The organism is Burkholderia metallica, from assembly GCF_902832845.1.
GTDB lineage: Bacteria > Pseudomonadota > Gammaproteobacteria > Burkholderiales > Burkholderiaceae > Burkholderia > Burkholderia metallica.
On the sequence record NZ_CADFDB010000005.1, the window covers coordinates 225,593 to 247,931 of the forward strand.

A 22,339-nucleotide genomic window follows, 5' to 3' on the forward strand; every position below is an offset into this window, starting at 1 on the left:
GTGCCGACGGTCAGAACGTCTCGTCGGCCGACAGATAGCGCCATTGGCCTTGCGGCAGCGCGCCGAGCATCACGCGGCCCATGCGCACGCGCTTCAGGCCGATCACGTCGAGTCCGACCAGTTCGCACATGCGGCGGATCTGACGCTTCTTGCCTTCGCGCAGCACGAAGCGCAGTTGTTCGCCGTTCTGCCAGCTTACCATCGCGGGCTTCAGCGGGACGCCGTCGAGCTCGAGGCCGTGACGCAGCTTCGCGAGCGATTCCGCGGGGAAATGCTGGTCGATGTCGATCAGCCGTTCGCCGAAGCGCACGCGCACCAGGTACTCCTTGTCGATATCCGACTGCTCGCCGATCAGCTGCTTCGCGATCACGCCGTTCTGCGTCAGCACGAGCAGGCCGGTGGAGTCGATGTCGAGCCGGCCGGCCGGCGCGAGCGCATGCAGGTGCTGCGGAGAGAAGCGCACCGGCGAATGGTCGCCGCTCCAGCGGTTCGCGCGCGTGATCAGCACGGCCGCCGGCTCGTAGCCGTCTTCCGCCTGGCCCGACACGTAGCCGACCGGCTTGTGCAGCAGGATCGTCACTTGCGCGGCCTGCGCGGCGCTCGCGCGTTCGTCGATTTCGATCTTCTGGTCGGCGCGCACCTTGGTGCCGAGCGTGTCGATGCGTTCGCCGTCGACCAGCACCCAGCCTTTTTCGATCCATTCGTCGGCTTCGCGGCGCGAGCACATGCCGAGTTCGGACATCCGTTTCGACAGGCGCATCAGGCCCGTTTCGTCGCCGTAGTCGACGTCGGCCGCGGCGCGCTTGACCGGTTGCGCGGTCTTCACCGCGCCGAACGAGCGGCGCTCGCCGTCGCGTGCGGGGCGGGCCGGACGATCGCCGAAGCTGCGTTTCGCACCTTCGCCCGCTGCTTTGTCGCGATACGACGGGCGCTTGCCTTCGTCGGCGCCTGCGCGGCGCGGACGCGCATCGTCGTCACGGCGCGGCGGGCGATCGGACGACGTGCGGCGCTCGCCGAAGCTGCGCTTCGCGCCTTCGCCGGAAGCGTTGTCGCGATACGACGGGCGCTTGCCTTCATCGGCGCCTGCGCGGCGCGGACGCGCATCGTCATCCCGGCGCGGCGGGCGATCGGACGACGGACGGCGGTCGCCGAAGCTGCGTTTTGCACCTTCGCCCGCTGCCTTGTCGCGATACGACGGGCGCTTGCCTTCGTCGGCACCTGCACGGCGCGGCCGCGCATCGTCGTCACGGCGCGGCGGGCGATCGGACGACGGACGGCGGTCGCCGAAGCTGCGCTTCGCGCCTTCGCCGGATGCGTTGTCGCGATAGGACGGGCGCTTGCCTTCATCGGCGCCTGCACGGCGCGGACGCGCATCGTCGTCACGGCGCGGCGGCCGGTCGGACGACGGACGGCGATCACCGAAGCTGCGCTTCGCGCCTTCGCCGGAAGCGTTGTCGCGATACGACGGGCGCTTGCCTTCGTCGGCGCCTGCACGGCGCGGACGCGCATCGTCGTCACGGCGCGGCGGCCGGTCGGACGACGGACGGCGATCACCGAAACTGCGCTTTGCACCTTCACCGGCCGCGGTGTTGTCGCGATAGGGCGCGCGCGTGCCGCGTTCGGCACCGCCGTCACGCGGCGCGCGCTTGGCCGGTGCGCGGTCCGCGCCCGGGCGCTCGGCGCCGGCAGCGCCGCGCGGCTTGAACGAGCGTTCGCCGGCGGCGGCCGGCGCGGCCTTCTTCGGGCGAGCCGGCTTGTCCCCCGCGGGCGGCGCGGCGGGACGCACCGCCTTGCGGGCGACGAGGCTGCCGGAGCGGACAGGGGCGCGGGTCGGCGACGCCGGCTTCGGATTCTTGACGGTTAATTTGGTGCGCATAAACGCTGGAATTCAATTCAGACTGCGATCGCACGCAGCAATTCGGTTTCGAGCTGGATCTGCAGGCGGTTGTCGGACAGGCCGGCACCCGCGAGCAGAAAGATGTCCTCGACGCGTTCACCGAGCGTATTGATCCGCGCCGCATGCACGCCGATCCGATGCTCGGCGAGTACGCGCGCGATCGAATAGAGAAGGCCCGGCCGGTCGTTGGCCGACACGGACAGGATGTAGTACTGGCCGCGCTCGTCGGCCCGCAGGTCGACGCGCGGCGTGATCGGAAACGTCCGGGACAGCCTCGACAGGCGGCCCTTGGACGGCTCCGGCAACGGTGCGGTTTCGGCGAGCCGCGTCGCGAGCTGTTGCTCGACGAGATTCGCGATGTCGCGGTACCGCACGTCACGTTCGGTCTGCGTGACGATGAAGTTGTCGAGCGCATAGCCGTGCCGCGTGGTGCTGACGCGCGCATCGAGCACCGACAGCCCGTTGCGGTCGAAATATGCGCAGATGTCCGCGAACAGGTCGGGGCGATCCTTCACGTACACGAGCACCTGCAGCGCGTCGCCGATCGGCGACGGACGTGCGCGGACGATCGCGGTATCGGCGTTCACGTGCCGGTACAGCACGCGGGTCTGCCACGCGATGTCGGCCGCGTCGTGACGCAGGAAGAAGCCCACGTCGAGCTGATCCCACAGCGCGCGGTGCGCATCGTCGGGCACGGTCTCGAGGCGCAGCAGCGCGAGCGCCTGCTCCTGGCGCGACTTCAGCTCCGAATGCGCGTCGGGATTCGCGCCGCCGAGCACCGCGAGCGTGATGCGGTACAGATCCTCGAGCAGCTTGCCTTTCCACGTGTTCCACACTTTCGGGCTCGTGCCGCGGATATCGGCGACCGTCAGCAGGTACAGCGCGGTGAGGTACCGCTCGTTGCCGACGACTTCGGCGAAGCGCTTGATGACCTCGGGGTCGCTCGTGTCCTGCTTCTGTGCGACCTGGCTCATCGTCAGGTGATGCTGGACGAGCCACACGATCAGCGCCGCGTCGTCGCCGGCGATGCCGTGCTCCCGGCAGAAGCGCCGCGCGTCGGCCATGCCGAGCGTCGAGTGGTCGCCGCCGCGGCCTTTCGCTATGTCGTGGAACAGCGCGGCGACATACAGCACCCACGGGCGCTCGAAGTTGCCGATCAACTGGCTGCAGAACGGATATTCGTGCGCATGCTCGGCCACCGCGAAGCGGCGGAGGTTGCGCAACACCATCAGGATGTGCTGATCGACCGTGTACACGTGGTACAGGTCGTGCTGCATCTGGCCGACGATGCGGCGAAAATTCAGCAGGTAGCGGCCGAGCACGCTCGTCTGGTTCATCAGCCGGAACGCGTGCGTGATCCCTTCGGGCTGCTGCAGGATCCGCATGAACGTGTCGCGGTTCTGCGGATCGCGGCGCCACGTGTTGTTCATGATCTCGCGCGAGTTGTACAGCGCGCGCAGCGTGCGCGCCGACAGGCCCTTCACGCCGCGGGTCGTCTCGTACAGCAGGAACGCTTCGAGGATCGTGTCGGGGTGGCGCTCGAACACGCCGTCGTCGACGATCTCGAGCATCCCCTGCTTCTCGACGAAGCGGTCGGGCGACAGCACGCGCGTGATGCCGCTCGTCGCGGGGAAGAGCTGCGCCTCGATGTTCTGGATCAGGATCGTCGCCAACTGCGTGACGGCTTTCGCGGCCCAGTAGTAGCGGCGCATCAGCTGCTCGCTCGCGCGCTTGGCCTGGGTCGGCTGATAGCCGAAGCTCTCGGCCGCCTGCGTCTGCAGGTCGAACACGAGCATGTCCTGGCGGCGCCCGGCGATCACGTGCAGCCGCGCGCGCAGCGTCTTCAGGAAGTCTTCGTTGCGGCGCAGCTCGCGCGCTTCGCGATCGGTGATGAGGCCGCGCGTGTCGAGCTCGCGCCAGCTGCTGCCGAAGCCCGCCGCGCGTGCGATCCACAGGATCGTCTGCAGATCGCGCAGCCCGCCGGGGCTTTCCTTGACGTTCGGTTCGAGGCTGTACGGCGTGTCCTGGAACTTCGCGTGGCGCTGGCGCATCTCGAGCACCTTCGCGGTAAAGAACGCGCGGGCGTCGAGCGCCTCGTGATAGCGCACCGTGAAGCGTTCGAACAGCGCGGTGCTGCCGACGATGCGGCGCGCTTCGAGCAGCGACGTCTGCACGGTGACGTCCTGCGACGCCTCCTCGATGCATTGCTCGACCGTGCGCACGCTGCTGCCGATTTCGAGGCCGAGATCCCACGCCATCCCGATGAAGCGCTCGATCCGCGCGTCGAGCGCCGGGTCGTGCGCATCGGGCAGCAGCACGAGGATGTCGACGTCGGAATAGGGCGCGAGCTCGCCGCGCCCGTAGCCGCCGACGGCGACGAGCGCGAGCGTCGCGGGCAGCCCGCAATCGTCCCACACGCGCTTCAGTGCGTTGTCGGTGAGTTTCGACAGCGCGTGCATCAGCGACGTGACGTTCGTCGCGCGGCGAAAGCGCTCGAGCAGGTCGAGCTTGGCGGCCTTGAATTCGGCGCGTCGCGACAGCGCTTCGGGCGAGGGGGCGGCGTGAGCGCTCATGGGCGGCCGTTCAGGTGCGGGTGGGGGCGGGCTGGCGCGACGGCGCTCAGACCGCGGCGGCCGGTTGCGCGAACACGGGGCGTGCCGGCGTGCCGGCCGACACCGTCAGCACCTCGTAGCCGGTTTCGGTGACGAGCACCGTGTGCTCCCACTGCGCGGACAGGCTGCGGTCGCGCGTCTTGACCGTCCACTGGTCGGGCATCGTGCGGATGTCGCGCTTGCCGGCGTTGATCATCGGCTCGATCGTGAAGATCATCCCGGCCTTCAGTTCGATGCCGGTGCCCGGGCGGCCGTAGTGAACGACCTGCGGATCCTCGTGGAACACCGTGCCGATGCCGTGGCCGCAGTATTCGCGCACGACGCTGTAGCCCTGCGCTTCCGCGTGCTTCTGGATCGCGTAGCCGATGTCGCCGAGGTGCGCGCCGGGCTTGACCTGGTCGATGCCGAGCCACATGCATTCGTAGGTGGTCTGCACGAGGCGCTTCGCGAGGATCGAGCCTTCGCCGACGATGAACATCCGGCTGGTGTCGCCGAAGTAGCCGTTCTTGATCACGGTGATGTCGATGTTCAGCGCATCGCCGTTCTTGATCACCTTCTCGCCGGGAATGCCGTGGCAGATCACGTCGTTGACCGAAATGCAGGTGGCCTTCGGGTACGGCGGGTAGCCGGGCGGCTGGTAATTCAGCGGCGCGGGAATCGTGCCTTGCTCGTTGACCATGAATTCGTGGCAGAGGCGGTCGAGTTCGGCGGTCGTGACGCCCGCGACGACGTGCGGCGTGATGAAGTCGAGCACTTCGCTCGCGAGACGGCAGGCGACGCGCATCTCGGCGATATCGTGTTCGTTTTTGAGCGTAATAGCCATCGAGGTATGCCTGGAATGCGGTGAATTGACGGATTATCGCACCTTCTGGCACGCGTCGCAGCCCTTCCGGGCGGTGCCGGTGCGGGTTTTCGCGGATTGTCCGGCCCGCTGCGGCGCGGCAAGCGAAAGTGGTGAGCGACTTGAGAGCGGACAAATCGGCGTGCTATACTCTTTGGCTAAGTCGATATCCAAATGCCGAATTTGCCCCGTCTTGGGGCGGCATCGTGGTGACAGGCTTACGGCACGGGCGTTTTGCGCGTGCCGAATCGCAAGCCGGCGCAACCAGGGTGCCGGCCGCGTGAAATCGGGCCCTTTCGGGCGGGTTCGCGCGGCGGTACGGCAGCCGGCTTAAGACCCAACCCTCGTGGAGAATTTACATGGCAGTTACGATGCGCCAAATGCTGGAAGCGGGTGTCCACTTCGGTCACCAGACGCGCTTCTGGAACCCGAAGATGGCTCCGTTCATTTTCGGTCACCGCAACAAGATTCACATCATCAACCTCGAAAAGACGCTGCCGATGTTCACGGACGCACAGAAGTACGTGCGCCAGCTGGCAGCGAACCGCGGCACGATCCTGTTCGTCGGCACGAAGCGTCAGTCGCGTGACACGATCGCCCAGGAAGCGCAGCGCGCAGGCATGCCGTACGTCAACGCACGCTGGCTCGGCGGCATGATGACCAACTTCAAGACGCTGAAGGTATCGATCAAGCGCCTGAAGGACATGGAAGCGGCAGTCGAGGCGGGCGAGCTCGAGAAGATGAGCAAGAAGGAAGCGCTGCTGTTCGAACGCGAAATCGCCAAGCTGCAGAAGTCGATCGGCGGCGTGAAGGACATGGGCGGCATTCCGGACGCGATCTTCGTCGTCGACGTCGGCTACCACAAGATTGCCGTGACGGAAGCGAACAAGCTGGGCGTGCCGGTCATCGCCGTGGTCGATACGAACCACTCGCCGGAAGGTGTGGATTACGTGATCCCGGGTAACGACGACTCGAGCAAGGCAGTCGCGCTGTACGCCGAAGGCGTGGCCGACGCGATCCTCGAAGGCCGTGCGAACGCGGTCAACGAAGTGGTCCAGGCTGCACGCGGCGACGACGAGTACGTCGAGGAAAACGCGTAACTGGCCCCGAGCCGGCGCAAAAAGGGGGCTCTCAACAGGCCCCCTTTTTTTAAGCTTGTGCGCCGGACCTGATCGCGCCGAATCGGCGCGGGTCCGGAAACGAATCTCGGCCGTTCGCGTCCAAGCGGGCGGCGTTGTGAATACAGACTCAAGGAGCGAATGATGGCGGCAATTACCGCAAGCATGGTGGCAGAACTGCGCGCAAAGACCGACGCACCGATGATGGAGTGCAAGAAGGCGCTGACGGAAGCCGACGGCGACCTGGCCAAGGCTGAAGAGCTGCTGCGCGTCAAGCTCGGCAACAAGGCGAGCAAGGCGGCATCGCGCGTGACGGCAGAAGGCGTCGTCGCATCGTTCGTCGGCGGCAACGCGGGCGCGCTGGTCGAACTGAACTGCGAAACCGACTTCGTCGCGAAGAACGACGACTTCCTCGCATTCTCGAAGACGGTGGCGGAACTCGTCGCGACGCAGAACCCGGCCGACGTGGCAGCGCTGTCGGCACTGCCGCTCGAAGGCTCGACGGTCGACGCGGTGCGCCTGGCGCTGATCGGCAAGATCGGCGAGAACGTGTCGATCCGCCGTTTCGTCCGTTTCGAAACCGCGAACAAGATCGCCACGTACCTGCACGGCGCGCGTATCGGCGTGATCGTCGAGTACACGGGTGCGGACGAGCAGGTCGGCAAGGACGTCGCGATGCACATCGCGGCAATGAAGCCGGTCGCGCTGTCGTCGGCTGACGTGCCGGCGGAACTGATCGAGACGGAACGCCGCGTGGCCGAGCAGAAGGCTGCGGAATCGGGCAAGCCGGCCGAAATCGTCGCGAAGATGGTCGACGGCAGCGTCCAGAAGTACCTGAAGGAAGTGTCGCTGCTGAACCAGACGTTCGTGAAGAACGACAAGCAGACGATTGAGCAGATGCTGAAGGCGGCGAATGCGGCAGTGCAGAAATTCGCGCTGTTCGTCGTCGGCGAAGGCATCGAGAAGCGCCAGGACGACTTCGCCGCCGAAGTGGCCGCGCAAGTCGCAGCAGCAAAGCAGCAGTAAGCCGTAAGCAGTCAGGCAGTATCCGCGGCGGGCGTCCGCTCCGCCGCGGTCGGCGGCGCCGCCGGCCGGCCGGGAACCCCCGTCCGACCGTCGGCGCTTGCCCGAATCAGTATTTCGCCCCTACAGTTCGTGGTTGTCATCCTCTCGTCGCTCGGAAGCCCCTATGTCCAATGCCTATAAACGCGTCCTCCTCAAACTCTCCGGCGAAGCGCTGATGGGCGACGATGCCTTCGGCATCAATCGCGCGACGATCGAACGGATGGTGGCCGATATCGCCGAAGTCGTGCGTCTCGGGACGCAGCTCGCGGTCGTGATCGGTGGCGGTAATATTTTCCGCGGTGTCGCAGGTGGCGCGGCCGGCATGGACCGCGCGACGGCGGACTACATGGGGATGCTCGCGACGATGATGAACGCGCTGGCGCTGCAGGACGCGATGCGCCACGCCGGCATCGAGGCGCGCGTGCAGTCCGCGCTGCGCATGGACCAGGTCGTCGAGCCGTACATCCGGCCCCGAGCGATCCGCCAGCTCGAGGAAGGCCGCGTCGTGATCTTCGCGGCCGGCACGGGCAACCCGTTCTTCACGACGGACACCGCCGCCGCGCTGCGCGGTTCGGAAGTGGGCGCCGAGGTCGTGCTGAAGGCGACCAAGGTCGATGGCGTATATTCTGCCGATCCGAAGAAGGATCCGTCGGCCACGCGTTACACGACGATCACTTTCGACGAGGCGATCAGCCGCAACCTGCAGGTGATGGACGCGACGGCCTTTGCGCTGTGCCGCGACCAGAAGCTGCCGATTCGCGTGTTTTCGATCAACAAGCCGGGCGCGCTCAAGCGCATCGTGCTGGGCGAGGACGAAGGTACGCTCGTCCACGTGTAAACTCCCGCGGATGCGGGCCATCGGCCGCGGCGCGCAAGATGCGCCGCGCGGGGCCCGCGTTCTTTGAAGGTTAGAAGGTTCGGAGGTTGAAATGAGTGTCGCTGATACCAAGAAGGGCGTCGAGCAGAAGATGCAGCGCTCGATCGAAGCGTTCAAGAACGATCTGGCGAAGATCCGTACGGGTCGTGCACACACCGGTCTGCTCGATCACGTGCAGGTCGACTACTACGGCTCGATGGTGCCGATCTCGCAGGTCGCGAACCTGACGCTCGTCGACGCGCGCACGATCGGCGTGCAGCCGTGGGAAAAGAACATGGTCGCGAAGGTCGAGAAGGCCATCCGCGAAGCCGATCTGGGCCTGAACCCGGCCACCGCCGGCGACCTGATCCGCGTGCCGATGCCCGCGCTGACGGAAGAGCGCCGCCGCGAGCTGACGAAGGTCGTGAAGAGCGAAGGCGAAACGGCCAAGGTCGCAATCCGCAACCTGCGCCGCGACGCGAACGAAGCGCTCAAGAAGCTCGTGAAGGACAAGGAAATCTCGGAAGACGACGAGCGCCGCGCAAGCGACGACGTCCAGAAGCTGACCGACAAGCACGTCGCCGAAATCGACAAGCTCGTGCAGACCAAGGAAGCCGAGATCATGACGGTCTGACGACCGTCCTCGCGCGCCGCCTTCTTCCCGCAACTGTCTCAACGGCCATGACCTATACCAGCTCTACCGTTCGCGTGCCTGACGTCGGCGTCGTGCCGCGTCACATCGCGATCATCATGGACGGCAACGGCCGTTGGGCCACCGAACGCCGCTTGCCGCGCGTCGCGGGGCATACCCGCGGCGTCGATGCCGTGCGGGCGGTGGTCGAAGGCTGCGCGCGCGCCGGCGTCGAATACCTGACGCTGTTCGCGTTCAGTTCGGAGAACTGGCGCCGGCCGAACGACGAAGTGTCGTTCCTGATGCGCCTGTTCATCACCGCGCTCGAGCGCGAGGTGGGCAAGCTGCATGCGAACGGGATCCGCCTGCGTGTCGTCGGCGATCTCGACCGCTTCGAGCCGCGCATCCGCGAACTGATTCGCCGCGCCGAAACCAAGACGGCGCGCAATACGCGTCTCACGCTCACCATCGCGGCCAACTACGGCGGCCGGTGGGACATCCTGCAAGCGACGAAGAAGCTCGTGGAGCAGGCCGTGCGCGAAGGACGCGAGGTCGAAGTGACCGAGGACGCGTTCGCGCCGCACCTGGCGATGGCCTATGCGCCGGAGCCCGATCTCTTCATCCGTACCGGCGGCGAGCAGCGCGTCAGCAACTTCCTGCTGTGGCAGCTCGCGTACGCCGAATTTTATTTCACCGACAAATACTGGCCGGATTTCGACGGCGCGGCACTGGCCGACGCGCTGGCGTCGTATACGGAGCGCGAGCGCCGCTTCGGCCGCACGAGCGCGCAGCTCGAACCGCAATCGCAGGACGCCGACTCCCTTTCATGCTGAAAACCCGTGTGATCACGGCGATCGTGATGCTGGCAGTGCTGCTGCCGGTGACGCTGTTCGCGCCGCTCGCCGCGTTCGGCGCGCTGATCGGCGTCGTGCTCGTGTTCGCCGCGTGGGAATGGGCGCGCCTGCTCAAGCTCGGCGGCGCCGGCCCGGTCGTCTATGCGGTCGTCGCGGCGCTGGCGCTCGCGGCAACGGCGCCGCTCGGCGTCGATGCGGCCGCGTCCCGTCCCCTTTTCATGGCGGCCGGCGTGTTCTGGCTGCTGGTCGGCCCGTTCGCGCTGCGGCGCAAGCCCGAACTCGCGGGCGGCATCTGGCGGCCGTTCCTGCTGGCGGCCGGCCTCGTGGTCTTCGCGGCCTGCTGGCATGCGCTCGTGTCGGCGCGCGCGCAGGGCGTGCCGTTCGTGCTGTCGCTGCTTCTGGTCGTCTGGCTCGCCGATATCGGCGCATACTTCGCGGGCAAGGCCTTCGGAAAGCGTAAACTGGCCATCACGATCAGCCCCGGCAAGAGCTGGGAAGGCGCGATCGGCGGCTGGCTCGCGGTGATGGTCGTCGCCGGTATCGCGATGGCCGCGCATGCGTTCGAGCCGACCCTGTTTTCCGCGTTCGCCGCGCGCTACGGGATGCCCGGCGCGTGGGCCGCACTGACGCTGCTGGTTGTGTACAGCGTGATCGGCGACCTGTTCGAGTCGCTGCTGAAGCGGCAGGCGGGCGTGAAGGATTCGAGCGGACTGCTGCCGGGCCATGGCGGCGTGCTCGACCGTGTCGACGCGCTGCTGCCGGTGCTGCCGCTCGCGATGCTGCTGCTTGGTTAAACCACTACTTCTGTTATGCAAAAACGTCTGACATTGCTCGGTTCCACGGGCTCGATCGGAGACAGCACGCTCGACGTGGTCGCGCGCCATCCCGAGCGCTTCTCGGTCTATGCGCTGACCGCCCACCGCAACGGCGACAAGCTGGTCGAGCAATGCCTGCGCTTTGCGCCCGAAGTGGCGGTGGTCGGCGATGCCGCGACGGCCGCGCACGTCGACGCGAAACTGCGCGCGGCGGGCAGCAGGACGACCGTGCTGCACGGGCCGCAAGCGCTCGTCGACGTGTCGAAGAGCGACGGCTGCGATACGGTGGTCGCGGCGATCGTCGGCGCGGCCGGCCTTGCGCCGAGCCTCGCGGCCGCGCGTGCCGGCAAGCGCATCCTGCTCGCGAACAAGGAAGCGCTGGTGATGTCGGGCGCGATCTTCATGGACGCCGTGCGCGACCATGGCGCGATCCTGCTGCCGGTCGACAGCGAACACAACGCGATTTTCCAGTGCATGCCGCGCGACGCGGCCGAGCACGGCGGGATCTCGAAGATCATCCTGACCGCGTCGGGCGGCCCGTTCCGCACGCGCGAACCGGCGACGCTCGTCGACGTGACGCCGGACGAGGCGTGCAAGCACCCGAACTGGGTGATGGGCCGCAAGATTTCGGTCGATTCGGCGACGATGATGAACAAGGGCCTCGAGGTGATCGAGGCGCACTGGATCTTCGGGCTGCCGGGCGACCGGATCGACGTGCTGATCCATCCGCAGAGCGTGATCCATTCGCTCGTGTCGTACCGTGACGGCTCGGTGCTCGCGCAGCTCGGCAACCCCGACATGCGCACGCCGATCGCGCACGCGCTCGCGTTTCCGGAGCGTGTCGATGCGGGCGTCGAGCAGCTCGACCTCGCGCAGATCGCTCAACTGTCGTTCGAGAAGCCCGACTACGCGCGCTTCCCGTGCCTCGCGCTCGCGCTGAAGGCGCTCGAGGAAGGCGGCATCGCGAGCGCTGCATTGAACGCGGCGAACGAAGTGGCGGTCGAAGCGTTTCTCGAGCGCCGCATCGGCTTCATGGCGATCGCGGCGACGGTCGACGCGGTGCTCAACACGCTGCCGAACCGCGCGCCCGACGGGCTCGAGGACGTCCTCGCGGCCGATGCCGAGGCGCGCCGCCTCGCCGCCGAGATCATTGCGAAAGCGCCTGCGCCACGCGTGGAGCGCACTGTCTGAATGGAGTGCTCATGAACGTGCTGGTCGAACTGATCGCGTTTGCGGTGGCGATCGGGGTGCTGGTCGTCGTGCATGAGTACGGACACTATCGTGTCGCGCGCTGGTGCGGCGTGAAGGTGCTGCGTTTCTCGATCGGCTTCGGCCAGCCCGTCGCGCGCTGGGTCAGCCGCAAGACGGGCACCGAGTGGACACTGTCCGCGCTGCCGCTCGGCGGCTACGTGAAAATGCTCGACGAGCGCGACCCCGGCCCCGGCATCGCGCCCGAGGAGCTCGGTCAGGCGTTCAACCGCCAGTCGGTCTACAAGCGCATCGCGATCGTTGCGGCCGGGCCGATTGCAAACTTCCTGTTGGCAATCGTGCTGTTTTCCGCCGTATTCGCGACCGGCGTGACCGAGCCGGCCGCGATCGTCGCGCCGCCGGCCGCCGGCACGGTGGCCGCGCGCGCGGGCTTCGACGGCGGCGAGACGATCGTGTCGATCCGCGATGCGCGGGTGGGCGACGCGCAGGGCGGCGAGTCCGAACCGGTGCGCTCGTGGTCGGACCTGCGCTGGAAGCTGCTGGCAGCCGCGTTCGATCATCGCGAGATCGTGCTCGGCGCGCGCGACGGCAATACGACGTTCGATTTCCGCGTCGACCTCCGCCAAGTTCCCGAAAGTCAGATCGACGACGATTTCATGGCCCATCTGGGCTTCGAGACCGGCGGCGGCGCGCTGTCGGTCGCGTCGGTGCAGCCCGGCAGCGCGGCGGAGCAGGCCGGGCTGAAGGCCGGCGACAAGCTGGTCGCGCTCGACGGCACGCCGATCGGCGGTGCGTCGCGTTTCATCGATTTCGTGAAGCACCATGCGGGCAAGCCGCTCGACCTGCGGATCGAGCGCGATGGCGCCGCGCAGACGGTGTCGATCGTGCCGCAGATGCAGCGCGACGACGAATCGGGGCAGCAGGTCGGCCGGATCGGCGCGGCGCTGTCGATGAACATGCCGTCCGTCGACGTGCGTTACGGGCCGATCGAGAGCCTGCGGCTCGGCGTGCACCGCACGTGGGACATTTCCGTGTATTCGCTGCGGATGTTCGGGCGCATGATCACGGGCAACGCGTCGCTGAAGAACCTGTCCGGCCCGGTGACGATCGCCGACTACGCAGGCAAGAGCGCGCGGCTCGGTCCGTCGGCGTTCCTGTCGTTCCTCGCCCTTGTCAGCATTAGCCTTGGCGTCCTGAACTTGTTGCCGATTCCCGTTTTGGACGGGGGGCATCTGTTATATTATGCGGTTGAAGCCGCGACCGGGAAAGCCGTCTCGGAGCGCTGGCAACTGATTCTGCAAAGAGCCGGGTTGATCTGCATCGTCGCATTGTCGGCGATCGCGCTGTTCAACGATCTGGCTCGGCTAATCCATTTCTGAAGCGTCAGGCGGCCGCCGCTCGGCAGTCGCCTGATTTGATGCAGCTAAATATTGGGGATGCATGTTGTTCAAACCTCATCGCTTTGTACCTAAGACAGTTGCAGCGGCCGCGCTCGCCGCGCACGGCCTCGCGGCGCATGCAGCGGCACCGTTCGTGGTGCAAGACATCAAGATCGAGGGGCTGCAGCGCGTCGAAGCGGGTTCGGTGTTCGCCTATCTGCCGATCAAGCAGGGCGATACCTTCACGGACGACAAGGCATCCGAAGCAATCCGCGCGCTGTATGCGACGGGCTTCTTCAACGACGTGCGCATCGCCACGCAGGGCAACGTCGTGATCGTGCAGGTGCAGGAGCGTCCGGCCATCGCGTCGATCGACTTCACCGGCACGAAGGAATTCGACAAGGACAATCTGACGAAGGCGCTGCGCGCAGTCGGTCTCGCCGACGGCCGCTATTACGACAAGGCGCTCGTCGACAAGGCGGAGCAGGAGCTCAAGCGCCAGTACCTCACGCGCGGCTTCTACGCGGCCGAGGTCAAGACGACGGTCACGCCGGTCGACGCGAACCGCGTGTCGATCCTGTTCGCGGTGGCCGAAGGCCCGAGCGCGAAGATCCGCCAGATCAACTTCATCGGCAACAAGGCATTCAGCACCAGCACGCTGCGTGACGAAATGCAGCTGTCGACGCCGAACTGGTTCTCCTGGTACACGAAGAACGACCTGTACTCGAAGGAAAAGCTGACGGGCGACCTCGAAGCGGTGCGCTCGTACTACCTGAACCGCGGCTATCTCGAGTTCAACATCGATTCGACCCAGGTGTCGATCTCGCCCGACAAGAAGGACATGTACCTGACGGTCACGCTGCACGAAGGCGAGCCGTACACGGTGTCGGGCATCAAGCTGTCGGGCAACCTGCTCGATCGCGAAGCCGAACTCAACAAGCTGATCAAGATCAAGCCGGGCGACCGCTTCTCGGCCGAAAAGCTGCAGCAGACCACCAAGTCGATCGTCGACAAGCTCGGCGAATACGGTTACGCGTTCGCGACCGTCAACGCGCAGCCGGACATCGACCAGGCGAACCACAAGGTGAACCTGAACCTCGTCGTCGATCCGAGCCGCCGTGTGTACGTGCGCCGCATCAACGTGGTCGGCAACACGCGTACGCGCGACGAAGTGGTGCGCCGCGAAATGCGCCAGCTCGAAAGCTCGTGGTTCGATTCGAACCGCCTCGCGCTGTCGAAGGATCGCGTGAACCGTCTCGGCTACTTCACCAACGTCGACGTGACGACGGTGCCGGTCGAAGGCACGAACGACCAGGTCGACGTGAACGTGAAGGTCGACGAAAAGCCGACCGGCGCGATCACGCTGGGCGCCGGCTTCTCGTCGACGGACAAGGTCGTGCTGTCGGCCGGCGTGTCGCAGGACAACGTGTTCGGTTCGGGTACCAGCCTGTCGGTGAACGTCAACACCGCGAAGAGCTACCGCACGCTGACCGTCACACAGGTCGACCCGTACTTCACGGTCGACGGCATCAAGCGGATCACGGACGTCTACTACCGCACGTACCAGCCGCTCTACTATTCGACGAGCTCGAGCTTCCGGATCATCAGCGCGGGCGGCAACCTGAAGTTCGGCATTCCGTTCTCGGAAGTCGATACGGTCTACTTCGGCGCGGGCTTCGAGCAGAACCGCCTCGACGTCGATTCGAACACGCCGCAGAGCTACCAGGATTACGTGAACGAGTTCGGCCGCGTGTCGAACACGGTGCCGCTGACGGTCGCATGGTCGCGCGACGCGCGTGACAGCGCGCTGATTCCGAGCCGCGGCTACTTCACGCAGGCGAACATGGAGTACGGCGTGCCGGTCGGCAAGATCCAGTACTACAAGGCCGACCTGCAGGCGCAGTACTACTATTCGTTCTCGCGCGGCTTCATCCTGGGCCTGAACCTGCAAGGCGGCTACGGTAACGGTATCGGCAACCCGTACCCGATCTTCAAGAACTACTACGCGGGCGGTATCGGCTCCGTGCGCGGCTACGAGCCGAGCTCGCTGGGCCCGCGCGACACGAAGACGAACGACCCGATCGGCGGTTCGAAGATGCTGGTCGGCAACATCGAACTGACGTTCCCGCTGCCGGGCACGGGCTACGACCGCACGCTGCGCGTGTTCACGTTCCTCGACGGCGGTAACGTGTGGGGCAACGCGCCGGGCGGCACGAGTACGGGCGCCAACGGCCTGCGTTACGGCTACGGTGTGGGTCTCGCGTGGATTTCGCCGATCGGCCCGCTGAAGCTGAGCCTCGGCTTCCCGCTGCAGAAGCATGAAGGCGACCAGTACCAGAAATTCCAGTTCCAGATCGGGACGGCGTTCTGACCGAACGCATGACAACAGCAACGAGAGGGTAATTTTGCTAACCGGTAAGATTTCGAAACGAGTGATGTGCGCGCTGACCGTTGCGCTGGCCTTGGGCGCGGCGACGGTGCATGCACAGGACGTCGCCCGCATCGCGGCGGTCAATTCGGATCGGATCCTGCGCGAGTCGGCGCCCGCGAAAGCGGCGCAGACGAAGCTCGAAGCCGAGTTCGCGAAGCGCGACAAGGATCTGCAGGACCTGGCGGCGCGTCTGAAGTCGATGTCCGATTCGCTGGACAAGAACGGCACGTCGCTGTCGGCGGCCGATCGTGCACAGAAGCAGCGCGATCTCGCGCAGCTCGATACCGATTTCCAGCGCAAGCAGCGCGAGTTCCGCGAAGACCTGAACCAGCGTCGCAACGAAGAGCTGGCGGCCGTGCTCGAGAAGGCGAACAAGGTCATCAAGCAGATCGCCGAACAGCAGAATTACGACCTGATCGTGCAGGAAGCCGTGTACGTCAGCCCGCGCATCGACATCACCGACAAGGTGCTCAAGGCGCTCGCGTCCGGCTCGACGAACTGAACGGAGCAGACGACGAATGGCATTGACGCTTGAGGAACTCGTAAAGCGGTTCGGCGGCGAGATCGCCGGCGACGCACAGTGCAAGGTGAGCGGGCTCGCACCGCTCGACCAGGCAGGCCCGCAGCAGCTCGCGTTCCTCGCGAATCCGAAGTATCTGTCGCAGGTCGAGTCGACCCGCGCCGGCGCGGTGCTGATCTCGCCGAAGGATCTGGAAAAGCTCGGCGCGGCCGGCCCCCATAATTTCATCGTCACGCCGAATCCGTACGCGTACTTCGCGCGCGTCGCGCAGTTGTTCATCGATCTGGCCGCGCCGCAGCGTGCTGCCGGCGTGCATCCGAGCGCGACGATCGATCCGGCCGCGCAGGTGGCCGCGAGCGCGGTGGTCGGCCCCCACGTGACGGTCGAGGCCGGCGCCGTGATCGAAGACGGCGTGCAGCTCGACGCGAACGTCTTCGTCGGCCGCGGCACGACGATCGGCGCGGGCTCGCATCTGTATCCGAACGCAACGGTGTACCACGGCTGCAAGGTCGGCCCGCGCGCGATCATCCATGCGGGCGCGGTGATCGGCTCCGACGGCTTCGGCTTCGCGCCGGATTTCGTCGGCGACGGCGACGCGCGCACCGGCAGCTGGGTCAAGATCCCGCAGGTCGGCGGCGTATCGATCGGCCCGGACGTCGAGATCGGCGCGAACACGACGATCGACCGCGGCGCGATGGCGGATACCGTCATTGACGAATGCGTGAAGATCGACAACCAGGTCCAGATCGGCCACAACTGCCGGATCGGCGCGTACACGGTGATCGCTGGCAGCGCGGGCATCGCGGGCAGCACGACGATCGGCCGCCATTGCATGATCGGCGGCGCGGCCGGGATCGCCGGCCACGTGACGCTCGGCGACTATGTCATCATCACCGCGAAGTCGGGCGTATCGAAGTCGCTGCCGAAGGCCGGCATCTATACCAGCGCATTTCCGGCCGTCGACCACGGCGAATGGAACAAGAGCGCTGCGCTCGTGCGCAACCTCGACAAGCTGCGCGAGCGCATCAAGACGCTCGAAGCCGCGCTTGCCGCCCAGGGCGGCACGGACGCCTGAGCGCATCATGCGAGACCTTCAACCGGGCACGGCCAGCGCAACCGGCCCGGTTTGCCAGACTGGGCCGCACGCCGGCCCGCTTCAGCCTTTGCATCACCACCGCGCAGCCTCTGCGTGAGACGAACCATCATGAGCACTGAAAAAATCAATCTCGACATCCACAAGATCCTCACGCTGCTGCCGCATCGCTACCCGATTCTGCTCGTCGATCGCGTGCTCGAACTCGAACCGCACAAGGGAATCAAAGCGCTGAAGAACGTGTCGATCAACGAGCCATTTTTCCAGGGGCATTTCCCGAAGCGGCCGGTGATGCCGGGCGTGCTGATCCTCGAGGCGCTCGCGCAGGCCGCGGCGCTGCTGACCTTCTCGGAAGAGCAGCCGAAGGATCCGGAAAACACGCTGTACTACTTCGTCGGGATCGACGGCGCGCGCTTCAAGCGCCCGGTCGAACCGGGCGACCAGCTGATTCTGAACGTGACGTTCGAGCGCTACATCCGCGGCATCTGGAAGTTCAAGGCGGTGGCGGAAGTGGACGGCAAGGTGGCGGCGGAAGCCGAGCTGATGTGCACGGTCAAGACGACCGACGTGGCGCCCTGAGCGACGCGGCACGGACAGGCAACGCAACGCGACACATCACATCGAGAGGCAACGGCGCATGACCAGGATTCATCCCACCGCGATCGTCGAACCGGGCGCGCAGATCGACGAATCGGTCGAGATCGGTCCGTACGCGATCATCGGTCCGCACGTCACGATCGGCGCGCGCACGACGATCGGCTCGCACAGCGTGATCGAAGGCCATACGACGCTCGGCGAGGACAACCGCATCGGCCATTACGCGTCGGTCGGCGGTCGTCCGCAGGACATGAAGTACAAGGACGAGCCGACCCGGCTCGTGATCGGCAACCGCAACACGATCCGCGAATTCACGACGATTCACACGGGCACCGTGCAAGATGGCGGCGTGACGACGCTCGGCGACGACAACTGGATCATGGCCTATGTGCATATCGGTCATGACTGCACCGTCGGCAGCCACGTGATCCTGTCGAGCAACGCGCAGATGGCCGGCCACGTCGAGATCGGCGACTGGGCGATCGTCGGCGGGATGTCGGGCGTCCACCAGTTCGTGCGCATCGGTGCGCATTCGATGCTGGGCGGCGCATCGGCGCTCGTGCAGGACGTTCCGCCGTTCGTGATCGCGGCAGGCAACAAGGCCGAGCCGCACGGGATCAACGTCGAAGGGCTGCGCCGGCGCGGTTTCTCGCCCGACGCGATTTCCGCGCTGCGCAGCGCGTACCGCCTGCTGTACAAGAACGGCCTGTCGCTCGAGGAAGCGAAAGCGCAGTTGCGCGAGCTGGCGGCGGCGGGCGGCGACGGCGATGCACCGGTGAAGACGCTCGTCGAATTCATCGACGCGTCGCAACGCGGCATCATCCGCTAAGCGATGCCGCTTCCGACCACTCCACTCCGGCTCGCGATGGCGGCCGGCGAACCGTCGGGCGACCTGCTCGGTGCGTCGCTGCTCGGCGGGCTGCGCGAGCGGCTGCCCGAATCGGCGCTGTACTACGGGATCGGCGGGCCGCGGATGATCGCGCAGGGGTTCGACTCGCACTGGCAGATGGACAAGCTGACCGTGCGCGGCTACGTCGAGGCGCTCGGCCAGATTCCCGAGATCCTGCGGATTCGCGGCGAGCTGAAGCGCCAGTTGCTCGCCGAGCGGCCGGACGCGTTCATCGGCGTCGACGCACCCGATTTCAACTTCAGCGTCGAACAGGCCGCGCGCGACGCGGGCATTCCGTCGATCCACTTCGTGTGCCCGTCCATCTGGGCGTGGCGCGGCGGCCGGATCAAGAAGATCGCGAAGTCGGTCGATCACATGCTGTGCCTGTTCCCGTTCGAACCGGCGATTCTCGACAAGGCCGGCGTTGCGTCGACCTACGTCGGCCATCCGCTGGCCGATGAAATTCCGCTCGAACCCGACACGCACGGCGCGCGCATCGCGCTCGGGCTGCCGGCCGACGGCCCGGTGATCGCGGTGCTGCCGGGCAGCCGGCGCTCGGAAATCGCGCTGATCGGTCCGACGTTCTTCGCGGCAATGGCGCTGATGCAGCAGCGCGAGCCCGGCGTGCGGTTCGTGATGCCGGCGGCCACGCCCGCGCTGCGCGAACTGCTGCAGCCGCTCGTCGACGCGCATCCGCAGCTTGCGCTGACGATCACCGACGGCCGCTCGCAGGTCGCGATGACGGCCGCCGACGCGATCCTCGTGAAGAGCGGCACGGTCACGCTGGAAGCCGCGCTGCTGAAGAAGCCGATGGTGATCTCGTACAAGGTGCCGTGGCTGACCGGGCAGATCATGCGCCGGCAGGGTTACCTGCCGTACGTCGGCTTGCCGAACATCCTGGCGGGGCGTTTCGTCGTGCCCGAGCTGCTGCAGCATTTCGCGACGCCCGACGCGCTCGCCGATGCGACGCTCACGCAGTTGCGTGACGACGCGAACCGCCGCACGTTGACCGAAATATTCACCGAAATGCATCTGTCGCTGCGGCAGAACACGGCCGCGAAGGCGGCCGAAGCGGTCGTGCGCGTGCTCGAACAACGCAAGGGGCGCGCATGACCGCAGTACGCGCACCCCGCCGCCGCGCGTCGAGCGACGGGCAGGGCGGTTTCGACTTCAGCCGCCCGGACGAGATCGTCTGCGGCGTCGACGAAGCGGGCCGCGGCCCGCTCGCGGGGCCGGTGGTGGCCGCCGCGGTGATCCTCGATCCCGCGCAGCCGATCGACGGGCTCGACGATTCGAAGGCGTTGTCCGCGAAGAAGCGCGACGCGCTGTACGAGCTGATCGTCGCGCGCTCGCTGTCGTATTGCGTCGCATCGGCAAGCGTCGACGAAATCGATACGCTGAACATCCTGCACGCGACGATGCTCGCAATGAAGCGCGCGGTCGAAGGCTTGTCGATGCTGCCGACGCTCGCGCAGATCGACGGCAACCGCTGCCCGACGCTGACCGTGCGCGCCGAGGCGATCGTCAGCGGCGACGCGCTCGTGCCGAGCATCTCGGCCGCGTCGATCCTCGCGAAAGTCACGCGCGACCGCATGCTCGTCGACCTGCACGATCGCTTCCCGGTGTACGGCTTCAACGTGCATGCGGGCTACGGCACCGCGAAACACCTTGCCGCACTGCGCGAACACGGCCCGTGCGAAGCGCATCGGCGCTCGTTCGCGCCGGTCCGTGCGGCGCTCGACCTGATTCGATGAAAAGCATTACTTCCCGCGACAATCCGCTGTACAAGCGCCTGAAGGCGCTCGCGGGTTCGACGCCCCACCAGCGCCGCAGCGGCCAGGCGCTGCTCGAAGGCTTCCATCTCGCGAGCGCGTACCTCGATACGGGCGCGACCCCCGAGCTCTGCGTGACGACCGAAGGCGCGCTCGGCCACGCCGAGGCCCAGGCGATCGTCGCGCGCATCGATGCGCAGCGGATCGTCACGCTGCCCGACGCGTTGTTCGGGCAGTTGTCGAACGTCGTCAACGGCGTCGGCTTCCTGCTGCTCGTCGACCGGCCGGCGCAGCCGCTGCCCGAACGCGTGACGCACACGTCGGTCGTGCTCGACGGCGTGCAGGACGCCGGCAACGTCGGCTCGATCCTGCGCAGCGCGGCGGCGGCTGGTGTGCGTCACGTGTTCTGCGCGCCGGGTACCGCGTACGCGTGGTCGTCGAAGGTGCTGCGCTCGGGCATGGGCGCGCATTTCCTGCTGTCGATCCACGAGGACGTCGAAGCGGCCGCGCTTGCCGAGCGGCTCGACGTGCCGATCGCACTGACCGATTCGCACGGCGCGCAGGCGGTCTACGACTGCGACCTGGCGGGGCCCGTCGCGTGGGTGTTCGGCAACGAGGGCGCCGGCGTGTCGGCGTTCTGGCGCGATGCGGCCACGCATCGCGTGACGATTCCCCAGCCGGGCGGGATGGAATCGCTGAACGTCGCAGCGGCGGCAGCCGTGTGCCTGTTCGAGCAGGTGCGGCAACAGCGGCCTGCGTGACGCCACGCGCGCGCATGTCCCGCACAACGAAAAAAGGCCGCGTTCATCGACGCGGCCTTTTCGTTTCCTGCGGCGGCCCGGACGGCCGCCTGCACACCGGCGCTCAGTACGACTGCCGGTCGAGACGGATTTCCTGCAGGATCGTCGTCGCGATTTCCTCGATCGACTTGTGCGTCGACGACAGCCACTTGATCCCTTCGCGGCGCATCATCGCCTCGGCCTCGTTGATCTCGTAGCGGCAGTTCTCGGGTGCCGCGTACTTGCTGCCCGGGCGCCGCTCGTTGCGGATCTCCGACAGCCGTTGGGGGTCGATCGACAGCCCGAACAGCTTCTCGCTGTACGGCGCCAGCGCCGACGGCAGCTTGCCGCGCTCGAAATCCTCCGGAATCAGCGGATAGTTTGCCGCCTTCACGCCGTACTGCATCGCGAGATACAGGCTCGTCGGCGTCTTGCCGCTGCGCGACACACCGACGAGGATCACGTCGGCTTCCGACAGGTTGCGGTTCGACTGGCCGTCGTCGTGCGCGAGCGAGAAGTTGATCGCCTCGATCCGCGTCTTGTATTCCTCGGTGTCCGCGTTCTGGTGGCCGCGGCCCATCGCGTGGCTCGACTTGAGCTCCAGTTCCTGTTCGAGCGGTTCGACGAAGCGCTGGAACATGTCGAGCACGAGTGCGTTCGAGCGCTTGACGATGTCGTTCGACTCGCTGTCGACGAGCGTCGTGAACACGATCGCGCGGCGGCCGTCGTGCACGGCGGCCTCGTTGATCTTCTCGACGGTGGCGTAGGCCTTGTCGAGCGAGTCGACGAACGGCACGCGCACGAGCCGGAATTTCTGGTCGAACTGGGAGAGGATCGAATGCGCGAAGGTTTCGGCAGTGATCCCGGTGCCGTCGGAGACGATGAATACGGTAGGCAGCATGAATCTGGACGTCGAGCGTGAAGGGCGGTTGCGCGGGCGGCTGGAGGGCCGCCTCCAGCCGCAGTGACAAGGTCGCGCCA

Annotated in this window: 20 protein-coding genes; 16 read left to right on the forward strand and 4 right to left on the reverse strand. The window is 66.5% G+C overall.

Annotation, left to right across the window (positions count from 1 at the left end; translation table 11 throughout):
- Positions 1 to 10: 10 nt before the first annotated feature.
- Genes HWX08_RS16410 through map form a run of 3 tightly spaced genes read right to left on the reverse strand, consistent with a single transcriptional unit; the run spans position 11 to position 5,332 of the window.
- The gene (locus HWX08_RS16410) at positions 11 to 1,876 is read right to left on the reverse strand and encodes a pseudouridine synthase (protein WP_175807031.1); all 1,866 of its coding nucleotides are present in this window, start codon (positions 1,874 to 1,876) and stop codon (positions 11 to 13) included.
- A 17-nt stretch (positions 1,877 to 1,893) separates the two neighbouring features.
- A complete protein-coding gene (locus HWX08_RS16415) occupies positions 1,894 to 4,470 on the reverse strand; it encodes a [protein-PII] uridylyltransferase (protein ID WP_174920480.1) in 2,577 nt (858 codons plus the stop codon).
- Between the two features lie 46 nt (positions 4,471 to 4,516).
- Entirely contained in the window at positions 4,517 to 5,332 is an 816-nt protein-coding gene (gene map / locus HWX08_RS16420; RefSeq protein WP_069256984.1) for a type I methionyl aminopeptidase, read from the reverse strand.
- 377 nt (positions 5,333 to 5,709) lie between these two features.
- Here map and rpsB point away from each other — a divergent pair, with 377 nt between their 5' ends.
- The 16 genes from rpsB (at position 5,710) to HWX08_RS16500 (ending at position 21,340) form a co-directional block, all read left to right on the forward strand.
- Positions 5,710 to 6,450 (forward strand): 30S ribosomal protein S2, encoded by a 741-nt coding sequence (rpsB, locus tag HWX08_RS16425; RefSeq protein WP_006483818.1) that lies wholly within the window; start codon positions 5,710 to 5,712, stop codon positions 6,448 to 6,450.
- A gap of 162 nt (positions 6,451 to 6,612) precedes the next feature.
- A complete protein-coding gene (gene tsf / locus HWX08_RS16430) occupies positions 6,613 to 7,494 on the forward strand; it encodes a translation elongation factor Ts (RefSeq protein WP_059464426.1) in 882 nt (293 codons plus the stop codon).
- 163 nt (positions 7,495 to 7,657) lie between these two features.
- Positions 7,658 to 8,371, forward strand: coding sequence for a UMP kinase (gene pyrH, locus HWX08_RS16435; protein ID WP_011352459.1), 714 nt, complete (start codon positions 7,658 to 7,660; stop codon positions 8,369 to 8,371).
- Between the two features lie 91 nt (positions 8,372 to 8,462).
- Positions 8,463 to 9,023, forward strand: a complete 561-nt coding sequence (gene frr, locus HWX08_RS16440; protein WP_021159105.1) for a ribosome recycling factor — start codon at positions 8,463 to 8,465, stop codon at positions 9,021 to 9,023.
- A 47-nt stretch (positions 9,024 to 9,070) separates the two neighbouring features.
- The gene (uppS, locus tag HWX08_RS16445; protein ID WP_069256983.1) at positions 9,071 to 9,853 is read left to right on the forward strand and encodes a polyprenyl diphosphate synthase; all 783 of its coding nucleotides are present in this window, start codon (positions 9,071 to 9,073) and stop codon (positions 9,851 to 9,853) included.
- Positions 9,847 to 10,668, forward strand: a complete 822-nt coding sequence (locus HWX08_RS16450) for a phosphatidate cytidylyltransferase (RefSeq protein ID WP_174920481.1) — start codon at positions 9,847 to 9,849, stop codon at positions 10,666 to 10,668. The genes uppS and HWX08_RS16450 overlap by 7 nt, the downstream gene beginning before the upstream one ends.
- Before the next feature lie 15 nt (positions 10,669 to 10,683).
- Positions 10,684 to 11,880 (forward strand): 1-deoxy-D-xylulose-5-phosphate reductoisomerase, encoded by a 1,197-nt coding sequence (locus tag HWX08_RS16455; RefSeq protein WP_107313119.1) that lies wholly within the window; start codon positions 10,684 to 10,686, stop codon positions 11,878 to 11,880.
- Positions 11,881 to 11,891: 11 nt separating this feature from the next.
- Positions 11,892 to 13,277, forward strand: a complete 1,386-nt coding sequence (rseP, locus tag HWX08_RS16460) for an RIP metalloprotease RseP (RefSeq protein ID WP_174920482.1) — start codon at positions 11,892 to 11,894, stop codon at positions 13,275 to 13,277.
- Positions 13,278 to 13,338: 61 nt separating this feature from the next.
- On the forward strand, positions 13,339 to 15,648 hold the full coding sequence (gene bamA / locus HWX08_RS16465; protein ID WP_069256979.1) for an outer membrane protein assembly factor BamA: 2,310 nt from the start codon (positions 13,339 to 13,341) through the stop codon (positions 15,646 to 15,648).
- Between the two features lie 64 nt (positions 15,649 to 15,712).
- Entirely contained in the window at positions 15,713 to 16,210 is a 498-nt protein-coding gene (locus tag HWX08_RS16470; protein ID WP_069256978.1) for an OmpH/Skp family outer membrane protein, read from the forward strand.
- A 16-nt stretch (positions 16,211 to 16,226) separates the two neighbouring features.
- The gene (lpxD, locus tag HWX08_RS16475; protein WP_174920483.1) at positions 16,227 to 17,303 is read left to right on the forward strand and encodes a UDP-3-O-(3-hydroxymyristoyl)glucosamine N-acyltransferase; all 1,077 of its coding nucleotides are present in this window, start codon (positions 16,227 to 16,229) and stop codon (positions 17,301 to 17,303) included.
- Positions 17,304 to 17,432: 129 nt separating this feature from the next.
- Positions 17,433 to 17,900 (forward strand): 3-hydroxyacyl-ACP dehydratase FabZ, encoded by a 468-nt coding sequence (gene fabZ / locus HWX08_RS16480; protein WP_021159112.1) that lies wholly within the window; start codon positions 17,433 to 17,435, stop codon positions 17,898 to 17,900.
- A gap of 58 nt (positions 17,901 to 17,958) precedes the next feature.
- A complete protein-coding gene (gene lpxA / locus HWX08_RS16485; protein ID WP_069256976.1) occupies positions 17,959 to 18,747 on the forward strand; it encodes an acyl-ACP--UDP-N-acetylglucosamine O-acyltransferase in 789 nt (262 codons plus the stop codon).
- 3 nt (positions 18,748 to 18,750) lie between these two features.
- Complete coding sequence (gene lpxB, locus HWX08_RS16490; RefSeq protein WP_174920484.1) at positions 18,751 to 19,920, forward strand: lipid-A-disaccharide synthase; 1,170 nt, start codon at positions 18,751 to 18,753, stop codon at positions 19,918 to 19,920.
- Entirely contained in the window at positions 19,917 to 20,561 is a 645-nt protein-coding gene (rnhB, locus tag HWX08_RS16495; protein WP_069256974.1) for a ribonuclease HII, read from the forward strand. The genes lpxB and rnhB overlap by 4 nt, the downstream gene beginning before the upstream one ends.
- Positions 20,558 to 21,340 carry a TrmH family RNA methyltransferase gene (locus HWX08_RS16500; protein ID WP_174920485.1) on the forward strand — a complete coding sequence of 261 codons (783 nt, stop codon included), beginning with the start codon at positions 20,558 to 20,560 and terminating at the stop codon, positions 21,338 to 21,340. Before rnhB ends, HWX08_RS16500 begins: the two co-directional genes overlap by 4 nt.
- A 103-nt stretch (positions 21,341 to 21,443) precedes the next feature.
- Here HWX08_RS16500 and ppsR read toward each other — a convergent pair whose 3' ends face one another.
- The gene (gene ppsR, locus HWX08_RS16505) at positions 21,444 to 22,259 is read right to left on the reverse strand and encodes a posphoenolpyruvate synthetase regulatory kinase/phosphorylase PpsR (RefSeq protein WP_011549549.1); all 816 of its coding nucleotides are present in this window, start codon (positions 22,257 to 22,259) and stop codon (positions 21,444 to 21,446) included.
- Positions 22,260 to 22,339: the final 80 nt, after the last annotated feature.